Source organism: Pseudomonas sp. PH1b (assembly GCF_000633395.1).
Taxonomy (GTDB): domain Bacteria; phylum Pseudomonadota; class Gammaproteobacteria; order Pseudomonadales; family Pseudomonadaceae; genus Aquipseudomonas.
Window position 1 is genome coordinate 25,589 of record NZ_AYMU01000016.1, and the last position, 17,531, is coordinate 43,119.

At 66.4% G+C, this 17,531-nt stretch carries 16 protein-coding genes; 3 read left to right on the top strand and 13 right to left on the bottom strand.

From position 1 onward, the window contains the following. Nucleotides 1-2 precede the first annotated feature (2 nt). The 11 genes from U873_RS0123905 to U873_RS0123955 form a co-directional block, all read right to left on the bottom strand. Nucleotides 3-1,352, bottom strand: a complete 1,350-nt coding sequence (locus U873_RS0123905) for an APC family permease (RefSeq protein ID WP_025130649.1) — start codon at nt 1,350-1,352, stop codon at nt 3-5. A gap of 216 nt (nt 1,353-1,568) precedes the next feature. Next, nucleotides 1,569-2,321, bottom strand: a complete 753-nt coding sequence (locus U873_RS0123910; RefSeq protein ID WP_025130650.1) for an N-formylglutamate amidohydrolase — start codon at nt 2,319-2,321, stop codon at nt 1,569-1,571. Next, nucleotides 2,305-3,660 carry a glutamine synthetase family protein gene (locus tag U873_RS0123915; protein WP_029978607.1) on the bottom strand — a complete coding sequence of 452 codons (1,356 nt, stop codon included), beginning with the start codon at nt 3,658-3,660 and terminating at the stop codon, nt 2,305-2,307. The genes U873_RS0123910 and U873_RS0123915 overlap by 17 nt, the downstream gene beginning before the upstream one ends. Continuing rightward, the gene (locus U873_RS0123920) at nt 3,657-4,301 is read right to left on the bottom strand and encodes an isochorismatase family cysteine hydrolase (protein ID WP_025130652.1); all 645 of its coding nucleotides are present in this window, start codon (nt 4,299-4,301) and stop codon (nt 3,657-3,659) included. The genes U873_RS0123915 and U873_RS0123920 overlap by 4 nt, the downstream gene beginning before the upstream one ends. A gap of 2 nt (nt 4,302-4,303) precedes the next feature. Next, nucleotides 4,304-5,158: a MurR/RpiR family transcriptional regulator gene (locus U873_RS0123925; RefSeq protein ID WP_025130653.1), complete on the bottom strand. Its 855-nt coding sequence runs from the start codon at nt 5,156-5,158 to the stop codon at nt 4,304-4,306. 420 nt (nt 5,159-5,578) lie between these two features. Then, nucleotides 5,579-6,406 carry a transporter substrate-binding domain-containing protein gene (locus U873_RS0123930; protein ID WP_025130654.1) on the bottom strand — a complete coding sequence of 276 codons (828 nt, stop codon included), beginning with the start codon at nt 6,404-6,406 and terminating at the stop codon, nt 5,579-5,581. A gap of 50 nt (nt 6,407-6,456) precedes the next feature. Continuing rightward, a complete protein-coding gene (locus tag U873_RS0123935; RefSeq protein ID WP_025130655.1) occupies nt 6,457-7,119 on the bottom strand; it encodes an amino acid ABC transporter permease in 663 nt (220 codons plus the stop codon). After that, nucleotides 7,116-7,757, bottom strand: a complete 642-nt coding sequence (locus U873_RS0123940) for an amino acid ABC transporter permease (RefSeq protein ID WP_025130656.1) — start codon at nt 7,755-7,757, stop codon at nt 7,116-7,118. Before U873_RS0123940 ends, U873_RS0123935 begins: the two co-directional genes overlap by 4 nt. After that, the gene (locus tag U873_RS0123945; RefSeq protein WP_025130657.1) at nt 7,757-8,557 is read right to left on the bottom strand and encodes an amino acid ABC transporter ATP-binding protein; all 801 of its coding nucleotides are present in this window, start codon (nt 8,555-8,557) and stop codon (nt 7,757-7,759) included. The genes U873_RS0123940 and U873_RS0123945 overlap by 1 nt, the downstream gene beginning before the upstream one ends. Nucleotides 8,558-8,621: 64 nt before the next feature. Next, complete coding sequence (locus U873_RS0123950) at nt 8,622-9,917, bottom strand: Xaa-Pro peptidase family protein (protein WP_025130658.1); 1,296 nt, start codon at nt 9,915-9,917, stop codon at nt 8,622-8,624. A gap of 109 nt (nt 9,918-10,026) precedes the next feature. After that, a complete protein-coding gene (locus U873_RS0123955; protein WP_025130659.1) occupies nt 10,027-12,063 on the bottom strand; it encodes an NADH:flavin oxidoreductase in 2,037 nt (678 codons plus the stop codon). A gap of 127 nt (nt 12,064-12,190) precedes the next feature. On the opposite strand from U873_RS0123955, the gene U873_RS0123960 reads away from it, so the two are divergent. After that, complete coding sequence (locus U873_RS0123960; RefSeq protein WP_025130660.1) at nt 12,191-12,853, top strand: TetR/AcrR family transcriptional regulator; 663 nt, start codon at nt 12,191-12,193, stop codon at nt 12,851-12,853. Between the two features lie 3 nt (nt 12,854-12,856). Here U873_RS0123960 and U873_RS0123965 read toward each other — a convergent pair whose 3' ends face one another. Continuing rightward, nucleotides 12,857-13,723 (bottom strand): LysR family transcriptional regulator, encoded by an 867-nt coding sequence (locus U873_RS0123965; protein WP_025130661.1) that lies wholly within the window; start codon nt 13,721-13,723, stop codon nt 12,857-12,859. A gap of 95 nt (nt 13,724-13,818) precedes the next feature. Between U873_RS0123965 and U873_RS0123970 the strand changes: the two genes are divergently transcribed. Then, nucleotides 13,819-14,385 carry a DUF4865 family protein gene (locus U873_RS0123970; protein ID WP_025130662.1) on the top strand — a complete coding sequence of 189 codons (567 nt, stop codon included), beginning with the start codon at nt 13,819-13,821 and terminating at the stop codon, nt 14,383-14,385. 400 nt (nt 14,386-14,785) lie between these two features. After that, on the top strand, nt 14,786-15,349 hold the full coding sequence (locus tag U873_RS0123975; protein ID WP_025130663.1) for a histidine phosphatase family protein: 564 nt from the start codon (nt 14,786-14,788) through the stop codon (nt 15,347-15,349). A 76-nt stretch (nt 15,350-15,425) separates the two neighbouring features. On the opposite strand, the gene U873_RS0123980 is transcribed toward U873_RS0123975, so the two are convergent. Continuing rightward, nucleotides 15,426-17,402 (bottom strand): GGDEF domain-containing protein, encoded by a 1,977-nt coding sequence (locus U873_RS0123980; RefSeq protein ID WP_081818703.1) that lies wholly within the window; start codon nt 17,400-17,402, stop codon nt 15,426-15,428. Between the last annotated feature and the right edge of the window lie 129 nt (nt 17,403-17,531).

Genomic DNA, 17,531 nt, shown 5'->3' on the forward strand with positions numbered 1-17,531 from the left:
GACTATTGCTTGAGCGGATCGGGCAGGGCGGCGCCGCTGCCCAGCTTGTTCAGCAGGAACAGGTAGACCAGCCCGGCGAGAATCCAGATGGCCCCGAGTTTCTGCGCGTCCACGCCCATGTTGTACATGATGGCGCTGACGATCACGAAGCCGATCACCGGGCAGATCAGGTGACGCACCACCTGGCCGGATTTCTGCCGGCGCCAGTAGAAGTTGATCACGGTGATGTGCAGCAGCATGAAGCCGCTCAGGGCGCCGAAGTTGACCAGTGAGGTCAGGGTGTCCACCGAGTTGATGAACAGGTAGCAGATCAGCAGCGACAGCACCGCCACCAGGTAGATGCTGATGTGCGGGGTGTTGTGCTTGGGGTGGACCTTGGCCAGCACCTTGGGCAGCTTGCCGTCGCGGGCCATGCCGAACAGCAGGCGCGACACCGCGGCCTGCGAGGTGATGGCCACCGCCACGCCCCAGGCCAGTGCCGTGGCCACCCCGGTGAGGGTTGCCAGCCAGCTGCCGGCGGCCAGTTCGGCGATCTCGTAGAAGGCGGTGTCGGCGGACTTGAAGCCCATGCCGGCGGCCAGGTCAGTGGCGATCCAGGTCTGCACCACGAAGATCGCGCCCATCACCACCAGGGTGATCAGCGCGGCGCGGCCGACGCTGCGGCCCGGGTCGCCCTTGACCTCTTCGGCGAGCGTGGAGATGGCATCGAAGCCGAGGAACGACAGCACCGCGATCGACACACCCTGCATCAGCATGCCGAAGTGGAAATTCTCCGGGCTGTACAGCGGCGCCAGGGTCAGTTGGCCGTTGCCGGCGCCACCGTGCAGGGCATTCCAGGCGTAGAACAGGAAGATCCCCAGGACCACCAGTTGCGCCAGCAGGAACAGGATGTTCATCCGCGCGGTGAAGGTGATGCCCCGCAGGTTGACGAAGGTCGCGCTGACCAGGAACGCCAGGATGAAACCGACCTTGGGCACTTCCGGGTACAGGTGGTTGAGGGCCATGGCCGCGTAGACATAGAGCAGCGGCGGGATCAGCAGGTAGTCCAGGAGCATCAGCCAGCCGGCGAGAAAACCGACATGGGGGTTGAGGCCGCGCTGGGCATAGGAATAGACCGAACCGGCGATGGGGAAGGCCCGGGCCATGGCGCCATAGCTCAGGGCGGTGAAGACCATCGCCACCATGCCGATGATGTAGGCCAGGGGCACCATGCCCGGGGCTTCCTGGTTGACGTAGCCGTAGACCCCGAACGGGGCGATGGGGATCATGAAAATCATCCCGTAGACCACCAGGTCACGCAGGCTCAGCCCACGCTTGAGTTCCTGTTTGTAGCCGAATTCTTCAATCTCCATGAAGCTGTTCTCCTTGAGCCTGTGTTAGTGGGTAAAGGCGTGGCCTTGGGGGTCGTCATTGACACCGCGGGCCGCGCTTTCGTGTTTGAACCTGGCAGGGTTTAAAGACACACCACAGCGGTTTTTCTAGTTGTTGTACCGGTCCTGCAAACAGCTTTTCTGGCGCGCCGGGTGAGTCCTTCGGGGCGCGCCGGTGAAACCTTCCTGCACCAGCGGCTACAGCAGCGGCGCCAGTGTATCGCTCCAGTGCTGCACTGCCTCCTGGGTGCGCAGCAGATCGTTGCGTACCTCGATCAGCACCGACGCCAGGCCACGGGCATCACCGTGCACCGGCACGGTCATGTCGCTCAGCGGGTCGATCTCGTAGGGCTGGTTGCCGGCGACCTTGATCGGCAGGCTCCACAGCCCTTCGAGGATTCGCGCCGCGTAGTCGGTGGCGCTGCCATACAGCACGCCGACCTCCAGCGAACGCGGCTGGCCGTAGTAGATCGGGGTGAAGCTGTGGATCCCCACCACCCGCACTTCGCGGCCCTGGGCCAGGCGCCGGTCGATGATGCGTTGCAGGCGCTGGTGGAACGGGGTGAACAGCTGCTGGCGGCGGTACTCGCGGGTGGCCTCGTCCAGTTGCTGGTTGCCCGGCACCTGATAGATCTCGCTTTGCAGCGGGATGCTGTCGGGGGCATGCCGCGGGCGGTTGAGGTCGATCAGCAGGCGCGAGTAGTTGGCCGCGATCAGCGTCGCGCCCAGGGCCTGGGACAGGCTTTGGGCCAGTTCCAGGGCGCCCGGGTCCCAGGCGATGTGCTCGCGCGCCGCCACCGGGTCCAGGCCCAGGTCGTGCAGGGCCGGAGGAATGTAGTGGCTGGCGTGTTCGCACACCAGAATCAGCGGATGCTCGGAGTCTTCCCGGAACAGGCGATAGGCCGGCTCGGAATACAACCCCAGCTCGGCGGATTTAGTACAGGTGTCCATAGTGCTCACAGAGTTGGGCAGCGTTCAGGTGTTGGGTCAGGGACACTTCCTTTTGTTTGACGGCGAAATAAGTGGCCAGCAGCGCTGCCGGCAAGAGCTGCAGCAACTCCGTGTTGCTGCGCAGGCATTCCAGGGCCTGGGGCAGGGTCCCGGGCAGCGGCACGATGCCGCTGGCCCGGCGCTGTTCGGCGCTGAGCTCATCGGGGACCTTGTCGGTCACCGCGTTGAGCGCCAGCTTCTGCTCGATGCCCAGGCGTCCGGCCATCAGGATCACCGCCATGGCCAGGTGCGGCGAGGCGGTGGCGTCCAGGGCGCGGAACTCCAGGTTGTACTGCGGCGCCGCGGGCTTGCCACCGATGGTCACGGTGGGGCAGATGCGCAGCGAGGCTTCGCGGTTGCGCAGGCCCAGGCACGCGTAGGAGGCGCTCCAGTGATGGGGCTGCAGGCGCTGGTAGGAGATCGGCGTGGGCGCGGTGAAGGCGCACAGCGCCGGCAGGTGCTTGAGCACCCCGGCGGCCCAGTGCTGGCCGAGGTTCGACAGGTCGTCGCCGCTCACCGCGTGGGCGTCGTAGAGCAGCGGTTCGCCTTCCAGGTCCTGCAGGCTCAGGTGCAGGTGCACGCCGTTGCACACTGCGTTCTCGGCGGTCTTGGGCGCGAAGCTGACCCGGTGCCCGGCTTGCCGGGCGATTTCCCGGGTGATCTCGCGCACGTTCACCGCCCGATCGGCGGCGGCCAGGCCCTGGGTCGGCCGGCAGGTGATTTCGTACTGCTGCTTGCCGTACTCGGGGAGGAACATTTCCGGCTCGACCCCGGCGGCCCGCAAGGCGGCCAGCAGCCAGCCACCGAAGGCCGCGCCCTGGCGCTGGGCCTCCAGGGAAAAGGCCAGGTGTTCGGTTGGCTGGCTGCCGCTGTCGAGGTTGAATTCGTGTTCGAAGGCCGCAGTGACCTGGATCCCCAGCTCGCGGTAGCGCTCCACCTCGGCGCGCAGCAAGGTGCGCGGGCAGGCGGCCCAGGGCTGGCCATCGGTCTCGCAGATATCGGCGTGGATGAAGTCCAGCGCTGGCGCCGAGGCATCCGGGCCCGCGCCGACACTGACCCGGCTGTCGAGGTCGGGGATCAGCCGCAGGTCGCCATAGGCCCCCCAGGGGTTGTCCTCGGCGATCAGGTCCTGGGGGGTCAGGGCACTGTTGGCCGGCACCCAGCCGCAGCCGCCGAGCCGATAGCGCTCCAGCTCATCACTGGGAAACGAGCGCCCGCGGGTCACCCCGATCAGGTCGGTGGTGACAATGCTGGTCATCGCCACCGGTGTCAGGGCCTCGATGCCCTGGCCGCGGCTCACCCGCGGATCTCCCGCAGGCGGCCGAGCACGGTGGCGGTGTCGGTGATCCAGCAGTAGCCCTTGATGGCGTTGAGGCAGGCCTGGTGCCGGGTGTCGCCGTAGGTGGCGCAGGCATCTTCCACCAGGGTCACCAGGTAGCCCCGGTCGGCGGCGTCGCGCACCGCCATGTCCACGCACTGGTCGGTGACTATCCCGGCAATGATCAGGTGACGGGTTTCCAGGTTGCGCAGCACGTAGTCGATGTTGGTGGAGTTGAACACCCCTGACGAGGTCTTGGGCAGCACGATCTCGTTTTCCACCGGCGTCAGCTCATCGATGATCGCCGCCTGGGGGCTGCCCTTGGGCAAATGCATGTCCGACAGCTTGTGGTCCAGGGAGCGGTCGCGGCCGTCGGCGGTGAGGCTTTCGATCAGGGTGTGCAGCACGTTCTGCCGGGCTTCACGCACCGCCGCCAGGAGCTTTTGCTGATTGGGAATCACCACCTCCCGGGCGCGCTTGAGAAATGCCTCGCCCTCGGGGCCTTGCAGGTGCGGGTCGAACTGCGGTTCGAGCCAGGCGCGCTGCATGTCCACCAGCAGCAGCGCGGTGTGATCGACGACGAAGGGCAAGTCCCGGGGCGAACGATGGGGCAGGCTGAACATCCTTATTTTTCCTCCAGCACGTGGGTAGCGAATTCCGCCCGCAGGGCATCGACACCCTCCAGGCGCTGATCAAGATGGGTACTGCGCGGGGTCAGGCAGGCAATCAATGCCTCGACCTGGGCCAGCGCCGGCACCAGGGTGTCGAATGGCGACAGGGATTCCACCGGGGCACTGATGATCAGGTCCGCCAGTTCCCGCAGCGGCGAGGCGTAGATATCGGTGAAAAGCACCACCCGGGCATTGCGCGCCTTGACGGCGCTGGCCACCCGCAGGGCCTGGGACTGATAGCGGCGGTAGTCGAACAGCAGCACCACGTCCTGGCGTTGCACATCGAACAGGCGGTCCGGCAGTTGCGCGTTGTCTTCAAGGAAGAAACAGCCCGGGCGCATCAGCCGCAGGTGGTTAAGCAGGTAATGGGCGAGGAAGCTGCTGAAACGTCCGCCGAAGCAGTAGAGCTGATGGCGGCTGTCGAGCAGCCAGTCCATGAGCACGCGGATGTCTTCGGGCTGGGTCAGGGCCTGGGTGTCTTGCAGTGCGCGCTGGCTGTCGGCCAGGTAGCGGCCCCAGGTGTCGCCCTGGGCCACTTGGGCGCGGGGGTGCAACAGGGTGCTGGGGGACCGCAGGCGGTCGTCCATGTCACTGAGCAGGGCTTCCTGGAATTCGCCGTAGCCGCTGAACCCGAGCTTTTTCACCAGGCGGACGATGGTCGGGTCGCTGACCCCGGCGTGTTCTGCCAGGCGTGACATTGGGCCCAGGCCATTGCGTGGGTAATGGTCGAGCAGGGCGCGCACCACCTTGCGCTCGGAGGGCGTGAGCTCGAGGGCGGGGTCGGTGATCAGGTCTCGTAGAGAGGGCATCGGGGCGCCTTGGACACGGGATGTCGTTTTTATTTCATAAAATGTCTAAATGATATTTATGTAATGGATGCTACATGTCTAGTGAATTTTGCATTAGTGGCGAAATGCCTTGAGGTGGGGGCGTTTTTTGGCGGGAAAGGGGGGTAGAAGGTGTAGCGCGGGACTTGTGTTGGCTTGGCCTGCGTTCGGCCTCCTGCCGGGGCAAAGCGTTTTGCCTCGTTTGCGCTGTTCAACAGTGAGCCGCTGTAACAGCGCACCCCAAGTAGCCCTGACCGCAGCACCGGCCAAACCCCGCCCACCGGCCGCGAGATTCAGGTTCTAGCCACCGGTGCCTCGGCCAACCGAGCGGCAGGCAGCAATTTCCCGTGCCCGACCAGCAGGCGCCCCCGCCCCCAGAGCGCCGCCATTTGCTCCCTTGGCTCAAGGCACCAGGCGCGCCTCTCCCACCTGCGCTGCCTCGGCACTCAAGCCGAACTGCTGCAGAATCCGCGCAATCTCCCCCGATGCATGCAGGGCTTGGATATTGGCGCTCAAGGCCTCTCCCAGGGCGCTGTTGCGCTGGCTGTAGGGAAACGCCACCTGCCCCGGTTGCAAGGTCGCCTGGACCCGCGCATCGGCCTCGGCAACTTTCACCACCTGCCCGGGATAGGCGCCCTTGCCCTGGGAGGCCATCGCCACGGCGTAGCTGTCGACCGCCGCTTCGAGGCGCCCAGCCATCAGGTCCTGGGCCATGGCCACCGGGTTCGGGTAGAGCACCAACTGGCTGCCCAGGAGTTTCTGCAGGTCGGCCTGCCACAGGTAGCCCTGCACCGTGCCAACACGCTTGCCCTCCAGTTGCGCCGGGGTGCTCAGGCCCTGGGCCGAGATGATGCCCATCATGTCCAGGTACAGCGGCGCCGACAGCCCCAGCACCTTGTTGCGCGCTGCGGTGCGGTACCAGTCGCCGATGGCCACGTCGGCCCGCCGGGCGATCACCGACTGGATCACCGCCGCCGGGTCCACCACCGTGGCCTTGATCTGCAGGCATTCGCGGGCGGCAATCAGCTTGATGATCTCGCCATCGACCCCGCTGAGCTGGTTGTCAGGCCCGGGGATGGAGTAGGGCGGGAACACCCAGGCGGCCACGCTGAGCACGCCGGGGGTCAGGGTCTCGAAGCGGTGGGCGGGTTCGCAGGTGGCCGCCGAGGCGCCGTTGCCGATGAGCAGCAGGACGCAGAGTGCCAAGAACTGTTTGAGCGTGCGGGTCATGGTTTCACCTTGCCTGTCGTGGGTGGGAAAGTGCACGGCCAAAGGCCGCATCAGTGCTGCTGGTGGCGCACCAGCCGGCGCTCCAGGGCCGCCACCAGCAAGGTGGCGGGGGCGCAGACGGCGGCGTACATCAGCCCGGCCAGGGACAGCACCGGCATGTATTCGAAGGTCGTCGACCCTATGGACGAGGCCCGGCTCACCAGCTCCGGCAGGGCGATGGTGAAACACAGGGAGGTGGCCTGGAACATCATGATCGAGAAGCCCAGCAACGACGGCAGGGCGACTTTCAGGGCCTGGGGCAGGATCACGAAACGCAGGCTGTCCAAGGGCGTCAGGCCCATGACCCCGGCGGCTTCCAGTTGCCCCCGGGGCACCGCCTGCAGGCCGGCGCGGATAATCTCGCTGGTGTAGGCGCCGGTGCACCAGGCCAGGGCCAGCACCGCCGCCCAGTAGGAGCTGAGGGTCATTCCGGCCGAGGGCAGGCCGAAGTAGAAGAACTGCAAGAGGATCAGCGCCGGCGCCCCGCGGCCGATCTCCACCACCAGCAGCGCCGGGTAGCGCAGCAGCCGCGAGCGGCTCGAGACGCCGAGGGCCAGCACCAGGCCCAGGGCAATCCCCAGGCTCAGGCACAGGGCGGTGATCTGCAGTGACAGGACAAACCCCGGCCACAGTTCCGGCAGCCATTGCCGCCACATCTCCAGCACGGGATTCATGTCGCGCTCCGTTGCCGCAGGCGGCTATCCAGCCAGCGCGAGAACAGCGCCACCGGCAGGCTCAGGACCAGGTACACCAGGGCCGCGGTGGCGTACACCGCCAGCCCCGAGAAGCTTTTCTGGGACAGTGCGTAGGCCTGGAAGCTGACCTCGGCCACTCCCAGGGTCGAGGCCACGGCGGAGTCCTTGAGCAGGCCGATGGCGTAGGTGGCGGCGCTGGGAAGCGCCACTTTCACCAGTTGCGGCAGGATCACGTCGAAAAAGCGCTGGCGGCGGCTCAGGTTGAGCACCGTGGCCGCTTCGAACTGGCCGCGGGGGATCGCCAGCAGGGCGCCGCGATAGACCTCCGACATCTGCGCCGCGGTGATCAGCCCGAGGCCGAGCACTGCGGCGGCAAAGGGCGAGATCGGCAGCAGTTCGCTGCCCAGGCCGAAGAAGATGAAGAACAGCCAGACAATCGGCGGGATCGAACGCAGGGTGAGGATGATCAGCGCTGCGCACAGACTCACCAGCGGCAGGCGCGAAAGGCGCAGGGCGCACAGGGCGAACCCGAGGATCAGGCCCATGGCGAAGGCCGCGCCGGTCAGCGCCAGGGTCCAGGGCACGCCGCGCAGCATCAGCGACAGGTCGGTGAGCATCAGCGATTCCTCACGGCCTGGAGGAACTTCACCACCCGTTCGTTCTGCGGGTGGCGCATCACCGTCTGGCTGGCGCCCTGTTCGATGATCCGCCCCTCGGCCATTACCAGCACCCGGTCGGACACGGTTTCGGCGAAGTGCATCTCATGGGTCACGACAATCATCGACATACCGTCGCGGGCCAGTTCCTTCATCACCGCCAGCACCTCCAGGCCCAGTTCCGGGTCGAGGGCCGAGGTCGGTTCATCGAACAGCATCAGTTGCGGTTCCAGGGCCAGTGCCCGGGCAATGGCGATGCGCTGTTGCTGGCCACCGGAACAGCGCGCCGGGTAGTGGCCGGCCTTGTCCGCCAGGCCGACTCGCTCCAGCAGTTGCATGGACACCCGATCGGCTTCGGCGGGGCTGCGGCCCAGGGTGCGGACCTGCGCCAGGCTGACGTTACGCAGCACCGTCAGGTGCGGAAACAGATTGAACGACTGGAACACCATGCCGATCCGCCGCCGCAGTTGCACCAGCTCGGCGTGCTTGGGCGGGCGCTGGGCGTCGATCTGCAGGCCGGCCATGCTGATCCGCCCGCTGCTGGGCGGCTCCAGCTGGTTGATGCAGCGCAGCAGGGTGCTCTTGCCCGAGCCGCTGGGGCCGATAATGGCCAGCACCTGGCCTTGTTCCATCTCGAAGCTGACCTCGTGCAGGACCTGGTAGGGGCCGAAGTGCTTGCCGATGGCGTGCAGTTGCAGGAAGGGCGGCGCAGTCGCGGCGGCCACGGAAACAGCGGCGTGGGTCTGCAGGTTCAGGTTCATGGTGTTCTCCCATTTGGACCGGCCGGAACAAGGTCGACGACCGGGAACGGCGGGTGCGCCAGTGCTAGAGATCCAGCAGCGGCGTGCGGGAAAGGATCTCGGGCCCGCGGGCGGTGATCAGCACCTGTTCTTCCAGCTTGACCCCCTGGGCAGCGCCTTGCTCGCCGATGAAACTCTCCACCGAGACCACCATGTTTTCCTCGAAGTGGCCGTCGTAGCCCCACTCGGCGAAGTCCACGGCGTAGGCCACGCTGGGGTATTCGTCGACCAGGCCGACACCGTGCAGCATCATCATGTAGCGGTTGTGGCGGTAGCGTTCCGGCACTGCCCAGCAGTGCTCGGCGAACTCGCGGAACGAGCAGCCGGGGCGCAGCAGTTCGAGGTTGCGGCCGATCTGCTCGGCGGCGGTTTCCAGCAGCCGGCGCTGCTCGGCCGCCACCGCTTTGCCGGGGCAGACGAAGCTGCGGGAGATGTCCGAGAGGTAGCCGCCAGGGCCCACCATGTCGGTGTCGAAGCAGACCATCTCGCCGGCGTCGATGGGCTTGTCCGAGGCGTCCTGGAACCAGGGGTTGGTGCGCTGACCGGAGTTCAGCAGGCGGCTCTCGGCCCACTCGCCGCCATGGGCCACGTTGGTGCCGTGGAGGATGCTCCACAGCTGGTTCTCGGTGACCCCCGGCACCAGGCTGTGGCGCATGCGCGCGATGGCCAGGTCGCAGACCGCCATGGACACCCGGTGGCTGGCCACTTCCTCGCGGCACTTGAGCCGTCGTGCCTGTTCCATCAGGGGCTGGGCGTCGAACAGCTGCAAGCCGTGACCGATCAGCTTGGCACTGCCCAGGGGGTCGCAGCGGTCCACCGCCAGGCGGCGGTTGTGGCCAGCGTGTTGCTGCATCAGGGCGGCGATTTCACCGGCCCACTGGCTGGCCTTTTCCTCGACCCTTGGGCCGGCGAGAAAGTACAGCCAGGGAATCGCCGGGCGGATCTGGTCGATGGTCTCCACGGCCTCGCTGTTGTGCCGGCTGCTGCTGAACTCGAACAGCACCAGCGGGCCCTCGGTGGCGATGAACACATAGCGGCTGGGGGAGTGCATGACCCACAGGCCGAGGTTGTTGGTGTCGGTGGCGTAGCGGATGTTGATCGGGTCGGCCAGCAGCACCCCGGCGTAGTCGTGCTCGCGCAGTTGCTGGCGAATGCGCTCCAGGCGGTAGCGACGCAGGGCCACCCGGTCGATGGCGGCGTGGGCCTGGAGCAGGTCCGGGTCCACCGGGGCCAGGCGGTGGTCGGTGACGGCGCGGTCCTGGCGAAAGGCCGGCTGCGGGCGTGGGGGCACAGGCTGATGCAACGGTTGACGACTGTTCATGGCGCAACTCCGCAGGGGCCCGCAGCACCGGAATCCAGAGGTGCGGGTCGACAGTGAGGCAGTGAATCAGGTCATGGCCCGGCGCTCTGGTGGCGCCTGGGCCCCGGGTTCAGAGATCCTTGAGCAGCCGCAGGGCGTCGTAGATCGCTGCGTGGGTATTGCGCGACGACACCGCGTCGCCGATTCGGAACAGCTGGAATTCCCCCTCGGGGTTGTCCGCCACGCTCTGTGGCTGGCCGGCAATCAGTTGCCCGTAGTCCACCGCGCCCTGGTTGCGCGAGCGCGGCAGGAGCTGGAAATACAGCTCGTCCAGGGGCCGGGTGCCGTGGTTGACCACGATCTGGTCGAACTCCCGGTGTTTTTCCAGGGGCCCGTAGTCGCTGCCCAGGTGGGCGATCAGCGTTGTGCCCTGACGCTCCACGCGCTTGAGCCGGTAGGTCACGGTGAAGGTGGTGTCCAGGGTCTGCAGCGAGCGCATGAAGGGCACCAGGTTCATGCCCATCACCTCCGGCGCGAAGGCGCGGTCGGGGGTCATGATCTCGGTGCGGGCGCCGCTCAGGGCAATGACTTCCGCAGCCTGCAGGCCGGCGGCGTCGCCGGCGTCGTCATACACCAGCACATTGCGCCCGGGCTTGATGTCGCCGGAAAGAATGTCCCAGCTCGATACCAGCCACTGGTTGCCCGATTCCAGTACTTCGGTGTGGGGCAGGCCGCCGGTGGCGATGATCACCAGGTCGGGGCGGTGGGCCAGCACGGTGTCCGGCTCGGCCCAGGTGTTGAAGTGGAACTGCACGCCCAGGCGTGCGCACTGGGCCATGCGCCAGTCGATGATGCTGAGCATTTCCTTGCGCCGCGGCGAGCGGGCGGTGAGGCGGATCTGCCCGCCGGGCTGGTCGGCGGCTTCCAGCACCGTCACCTGGTGCCCGCGTTCGCCGGCCACCCGCGCCGCTTCCAGGCCTGCCGGGCCACTGCCGACAATCAGCACCTGGCGCTTGCGGGTGGCCTTGGGAATCTCGTGGGGCATGGTGGTTTCACGGCCGGTGGCGGCGTTGTGGATGCAGTAGGCGGCGCCACCGTGGTAGATGCGGTCCAGGCAATAGTTGGCGCCGACGCAGGGGCGGATGTCGGCCTCGCGGCCCTCGATGATCTTGCGCACCAGGTGCGGGTCGGTCATGTGCGCCCGGGTCATGCCTACCAGATCCACCAGCCCGCTGGCGATGGCATGGCGCGCGGTGGCCACGTCGGGAATCTTTGCCGCGTGCAGGGTCGGCATGCCGGTGTGGGCGCGCACTTCGCCGGCGAAATCCAGATGCGGGGCGTTGCGCATGCCCTGGATCGGAATCACGTCGGTGAGCCCGGCATCGGTTTCGATGTGGCCGCGGATCACGTTGAGAAAATCCACCATGCCGCACTCGCTGAGCAGCTGCGAGATGCGCAGGCCGTCGGCCTTGTCCAGGCCGCCGCTGATCACCTCGTCGGCGGTATAGCGCAGGCCGACGATGAAGCGGTTGCCGACCCGCTGGCGGATTGCCTTGAGCACGTCGAAGGTGAAGCGCAGGCGATTGTCCAGGGAGCCGCCGTAGGGGCCGTCGAGGTCGTTGGTCAGGGGCGACCAGAACTGGTCCATCAAGTGGCCGTAGGCTTGCAGTTCGATGCCGTCCAGGCCGGCCGCCTGCATGTGTTCGGCGGCGCTGGCGTAGTCGCTGATGATGCGTTCGATGTCCCAGTGTTCCAGGCGCTTGGGAAAGGCCCGGTGGGCCGGTTCGCGCTGGTGCGAGGGCGACACCACCGGCAGCCAGTCGCCCTTGTCCCAGCGGGTGCGGCGGCCCAGGTGGGTGAGCTGGATCATCACTGCGGCGCCGTGCTCGTGGCACTCGTCGGCCAGGGCCTTCATCCAGGGCACCACTTCTTCCTTGTAGGCCAGGATGTTGTTGAACACTGGCGGGCTGTCCCGGGAAATCGCCGCAGAACCTGCGGTCATGGTCATGGCCACGCCGGCCTTGGCCCGCTCCACGTGATAGGCCCGATACAACGCCTTGGGCATGCCGTCCTCGGGGTAGGCCGGCTCGTGGGAGGTGGTGATGATGCGGTTGCGCAGGGTCAGGTGCTTGAGCTGGAACGGTTGCAGAAGCGGGTCGTGGTTCATCTTCGTCCCTCAGCAGGTGTATCAGGCGAAATCAACATAGAACCCAATGTACACCTGTGTCAATTAAATCGACATGAGTGAACATTGCGCCTTGCGAGGGCCTGGGGGAGGGGCTAGGATGCCCTTCATGAAAAATACGACCTCCAGTTCCAAAAACGACAAAGGCTCGCTGCAGGCCTGGCTCGACGCCGCTTATGAAAGCCTCAAGGAGTCCGGGGTAGACGCGGTGCGGGTGATGCCCCTGGCGAAGAAACTCAACCTTTCGCGCACCAGCTTCTACTGGTATTTCGAGGACCGCGAAGCCTTGCTCGAAGCCCTGATCGGGCTGTGGAAGAGCAAGAACACCGACACCTTGCTGGCCCACTCCGAGGCCTATGCCGAGTCGATCACCGAGGCCATCCTGAATGTCTTCGACTGCTGGCTGAACCCCGCGCTGTTCGACTCGCAGTTCGAGTTCGCCATGCGCAGCTGGGCCCTGCAGTCGGCAGACGTGGCCCTGGAGCTGGAGAAGGCCGACGAGCAGCGGGTGCAGGCCTTCAAGCGCATGTTCCAGCGCTTCGGCATGGGCGAGGACGCGGCCTTTACCCGGGCCCGCTGCATCTACCTGACGCAGATCGGCTACATCAGCCTCAAGACCCAGGAAACCACCCTGCAGCGCATGCGCTACATCCCGGAGTACCTGCGCATCTTCACCGGCGAAGAACCCCAGCAGCGCGAGCTGGAACGTTTTTACCGGCGCAACGGCCTGTGCCTGGAGACCCTGCTGGAGCAGGCCCCGGCGCCGGTTTGAGGTTCAGCGCAGCAGGGCGCCGCGAAAGGCCGCGCTGAGGGCGCGCAAGGTGTCCGCGGAGCGTTCGTCGGTGGCGCGGGCGTGCAGCACCACCTCGCTCACCGGCAGCCGTGGCAGGCCCAGGCGTTCAGTCACGTCCTGGGCGCCTGCCGGGGCCACGCGCGAAGCCAGGGCGGCGACCCCGAGCCCAGCGCTCACCGCGGCCCCCACGGCCATCACCCCGCCACCGATGAACACCTCGACCCAGGGCCAGCCGGCCGCGTCCAGGGCCTGCACCGCCAGTTGGCGCACGCCGCAGGGCGCGGCCAGGGTCGCCAGGCGCAGGGGGCTGCCGTGGGTGTGCTGCCAGGTGGCGGCGGCGAACCAGGCAAAACTTTCCACCACCAGCACTTCGCCATCGTTGCGGGCGCCTTCGTTGCGCACGATCACCGCGTCCAGCTCAGCGCGATCGAAGCGCGCGGTCAGCTCCCGGGAGGAATCGATGTGCACCTCCAGCAGCAGCAGCGGGTCGTAGCTGGCAATGTGTTGCAGCAACTGCGGCAGGTCGGGGCCGGCCACATGGTCGCTGATGCCTACCTGCAAGCGCCGGGGGGCGCTGTTGTGCAACTCCCCCAGGGCCCGCTCGTGAGCCCGCAGCAGTTCCCGCGCGGCCTGGCTGAAACGCGCACCCGCCGGGGTCAGCCGCACATGGCGCGGGGTGCGTTCCAGCAGGCGCTGGCCGAGGCGCTCTTCAAGGCGCTTGAGCTTGAGGCTGATGGCCGCCTGGGAGGTGTCCAGGGCCTGGGCCGCCCGGGTGAAACTGGCGAAATCGGCGATCAGCACAAAGGCCTGCACGGTATCGATGTCCAGTGGCTTGCCCGGCTCTGACATATTCAATCCTTATCACAGATATATTCGACGATATCTTGTTGTAATCATTGGGCCTGCGCAAGCTGGCCACTCCTTAGCTCCCACGGAGTGTCGCCATGTTTGCCAAACAGTATTCCCATCGCTTGCCGGCCGATTACCCGATGCAGCTGATTCGCCAGCGTGCCGCCGAACGCGGGCCGCTGTGGGATCGGGTCGAGGGCCTGGTGTTCAAGGTGTTTGCCGGGCGCGAACGGGGTGTCCACGGGGCCACCGAAAACCTCTATGCCTCGATCTACCTGTGGCAGGACGCGGCCGGCGCCGGGAAGATGCTGATGGGCCCCGGTTTTCAAGGGGTGATCGACTCCTTTGGCCGCCCGCACATCGAATCCTGGCTGCCCCTGGATTGGCGTCGGGGCCCGGCCGGGCAAGCCCGGGCCCTGTACCGCGAGGTCCAGGCCATCGAGCCAGGGGCGCAGCGCGAGCAGTTGCTGGCCAGCGAGGTGCTGGGCAATCAACGACGGGCCCAGGAGCCAGACACCTTCGCCGTGGTCCTGGCCCTGGACCTGCAGGCTTGGCAACTGGTGCGCTTCACGCTTTCGGCGCAGCCACCTCGGCCACGCCCGGGAAGCGAGTGCTATGAGGTGCTGTACCTGGCGAGGCCCGGGGTGTGCGCAGAACACTGAGCTGCGGGGGAACAAGCCCGCCGAGGCGGGCTTGTCCGTATCAGCCCTTGCAGTGGGCGTCGTGGCTGCTGCGCGGCGAGCCAGGCGAAACCCAGGCCCAGGCTGTAGCTGAACATCAGGGCCAAGAGCCCGCCCAGGGCAGTGCTGGGCAGGGAAAGATCGGCCTGTGTGGTAGCGCTATCAGTGATTGAAACCTCCAGGGCTGACGCGCCGCGGTGCGGGTGACGAGCAGAGAAACGGGGCCTGGCGTACGGCGACAAGGCCGAATACAGTGGCGCGACCACGCCGGGCTGACAGCGGCTTGCCGTTTCGAAATGTCTGCCTGGTACATCTGCAATAAAATGCCATATCCGCCCCGGCAGGCTACGCCTCCCTGCCGATAACGCCAGAGTGATGCACTGTGCAGGCCACCCGTCTGACCCTGATCTGCCACGCCCGTACCGCCGCCCAGAAGCAGGCGTGCTTTCCCTTGGACGAACCCCTGGTACTCGACTGGCAGGCCCAGGCCCTGAGCCGCACCGCCGAGCTCAGGCGTTCGACGCGGGTGCTCTGCGGCCCGGAACTGCGCTGCCGGCAGACGGCCGGCCTGTTCAGCGCCGAAGCCGAGGTACAGGAGGCCTTGCGCGATTGCGCCTTCGGCACTTGGCAGGGCCTGTCCATCAGTGCGCTGCAACAACAGCAGCCCGAGGCTCTGCAGGCCTGGCTGGAGGACCCGCATCAGGCTCCACCGGGCGGCGAGTCGGTGGCCGGTCTGTGCCAGCGGGTGGCCCAGTGGCTGGAGCAGATGGCCGAGCGCCCGGGGCACTGGCTGGCGGTGACCCATCCCTTTGTCATCCGCGCGGTGATGCTCCAGGCGCTGCAAGCGCCCTTGGCCAGCTTCAACCTGATCGACATCGAGCCGTTGTCCAGGCTTGACCTGAGTCACGCCGGCCGCTGGCGCTTGCGCCTGCAGGGTCGTGATTGAACCCCGCGACGTCTGGCCCCGGGCCGCGGCTGCTACTTGCCGGGCCTGCCGGCTTCGCGGCAGCAGGCCGCCGGCTTCAGCCTGAACGATCACGGCTGCACTGCTCGGCGGCGAGCCCCAGTTCGGTCAGCTCGGCCAGGGGCACCGCCGGGGAGAAGAAGTAGCCCTGGGCGTAGCCGATGCCGATGGATGTGAGGATATCGATCTGTTCCTGGGTCTCGACCCCTTCGGCGGTCAGCGTCGCCTGGTACAGGCGCGCGCTTTCCTGGGCAATGGAGACCGCGGTGCGCATCCGTTCGTAATGCAGCAAGGAAATCATCGAGTGGTCGATCTTCACTTCGCCGAACGGGTACTTGGCCAGGATGCTCAGGGCCGAGTAGCCGGTGCCGAAGTCGTCCAGGGCCAGGGCGACCTTGTGCTCCTTGAGCAAAAGCATGTTGCGCGCCACTTGCCGGGTGTCCAGCAGCAAGGTGTTCTCGGTCAGTTCCAGGGCCAGGCGTTGGCCGGGCAGGCCGGCGCTGGCCAGGCGCTGGATCAGCCGCGTGGCAAAGTTCACGTCGCTCAGGGTGGTGGCCGAGACGTTCACCGCCAGGGGCCCCGGCAGGCCGGCCGCGCTGTAGAGGTGGGCATCGCGGATCACCGCTTCGATGGTTGCCCATTCAAAGGCCTGCAGCAGGTCCTGGTGACGCACCACATCGAGGACCAACAGTGGCGAGATCGCCTGGCCCTGGCTATCCCGGGCTCGCAGCAGGGCCTCGGCACCGACCACGGTGCGCCGTTCCAGGCAGAACTTGGGCTGGTAGTGCAAGGGCGGGTTATCGAGGCGCAGCCACTCCAGCAGTTGCAGGCGGATCTGCTCCTTGCTCTGGGCCCGTTCGATCAGCGACTGGCGCAGGTAGCGCACCGGCTGCCGGGAGTCCTGCAGGGCCAGGCTGATATTGCGCAGGGTGATGTTGGCGCTGGCACCGGCGCAGGCGTCGACCACGCAGAACTGCAGCTTCGGCGACAGGCCGCTGCCGTCCGTGAGAGGGTCCAGCAGGGCCGCCTGCAGGGTGGCGATCAAGCGGGATTCCTCAATGAAGTGGATCGAACGGTTGGGCAGGGCCACTACCAGGCTCAGGTCGGAGAACATGAACCGCCTGGGCACCGAGCAGGCGTGCAACACCTGGCCGGCGGCGCCAGTGTCGAGTGCCTCGGCCAGGCTGACCAGCAACTGGTCGGTCCAGTCGTGGCTGTGGATGGCCACCAGGTCCTTGAGATTGATGATCTTGATCACGATCAGGCTGTGGATGCCGGGACGCTGGCCGGTGCGCACCAGCAACTGGTCCAGGTAGCTGCCCAAGGCCCGGCGATTGGGCAGGCGGGTGATCGGGTCGGTCACCGCCAGTTGCAGCAGGCGGCGCTGGGCCTGTTGATAGCGCGCCTCGCGACGCAGCATGGCGAAGATCAGGATGAGCATCGGCAGCGACAGCAGGGTCGTGGCCAGGCGCAGGGACAGCAGTTGCGCAGTGATCACCGAACTGACGCTGCCCATCCAGTCGATTACCTGCATGGGCGCGATCGCGGCGCCCAGGCGTACCAGTAGCACCAGGGCCATGTCCTTGAAGGTCAGGTCGCCCAGGCGGCGTGATTCGAACCAGCGATGCAGCAGCACGCCTCCCAGGGTCATCAGGCTGAAACTGAACAGTGCCTCTTCGAACTGGCCGACGCCGCCAATGCAGAAACGTGCCAGTGCCACCAGCACCAGGCAGCTGATTCCGCCCCACCAGCCCCCGAGCAAACCGGCGAGAAACAGCATGTCGCTGCTCAGGAAGACCTTCACCGGCGTCTGCATGAACTGTGAGGCCAGGGCGATCAAGGCGGCGTTGCTGACGCCGAGGATCAAGCCCAGGAGTATCTTTTTCGACTGGATCAGGCGCTGGGCATCCTGGCGCAGCATCAGCAGGGTACTGAAGATTCCTACCAGGGCTACGTACTGCAGCAGGACGATGGGCAGGAGGGAGGCATTGATCGCAAGATCGAGAGACAGGAGCTCCCACATTTCGCTGTGCATGATTTGGGCGTCACCTGATTGAGTCGCTGCGTGAGAATGCTGCAGAGAATAAGGATGAGAATTTTTCCGGCCTATAAGGAGATTCTTGTTTTAAGGTCCTTTCAGGCATCCCGGCAGACTCACGCCGCG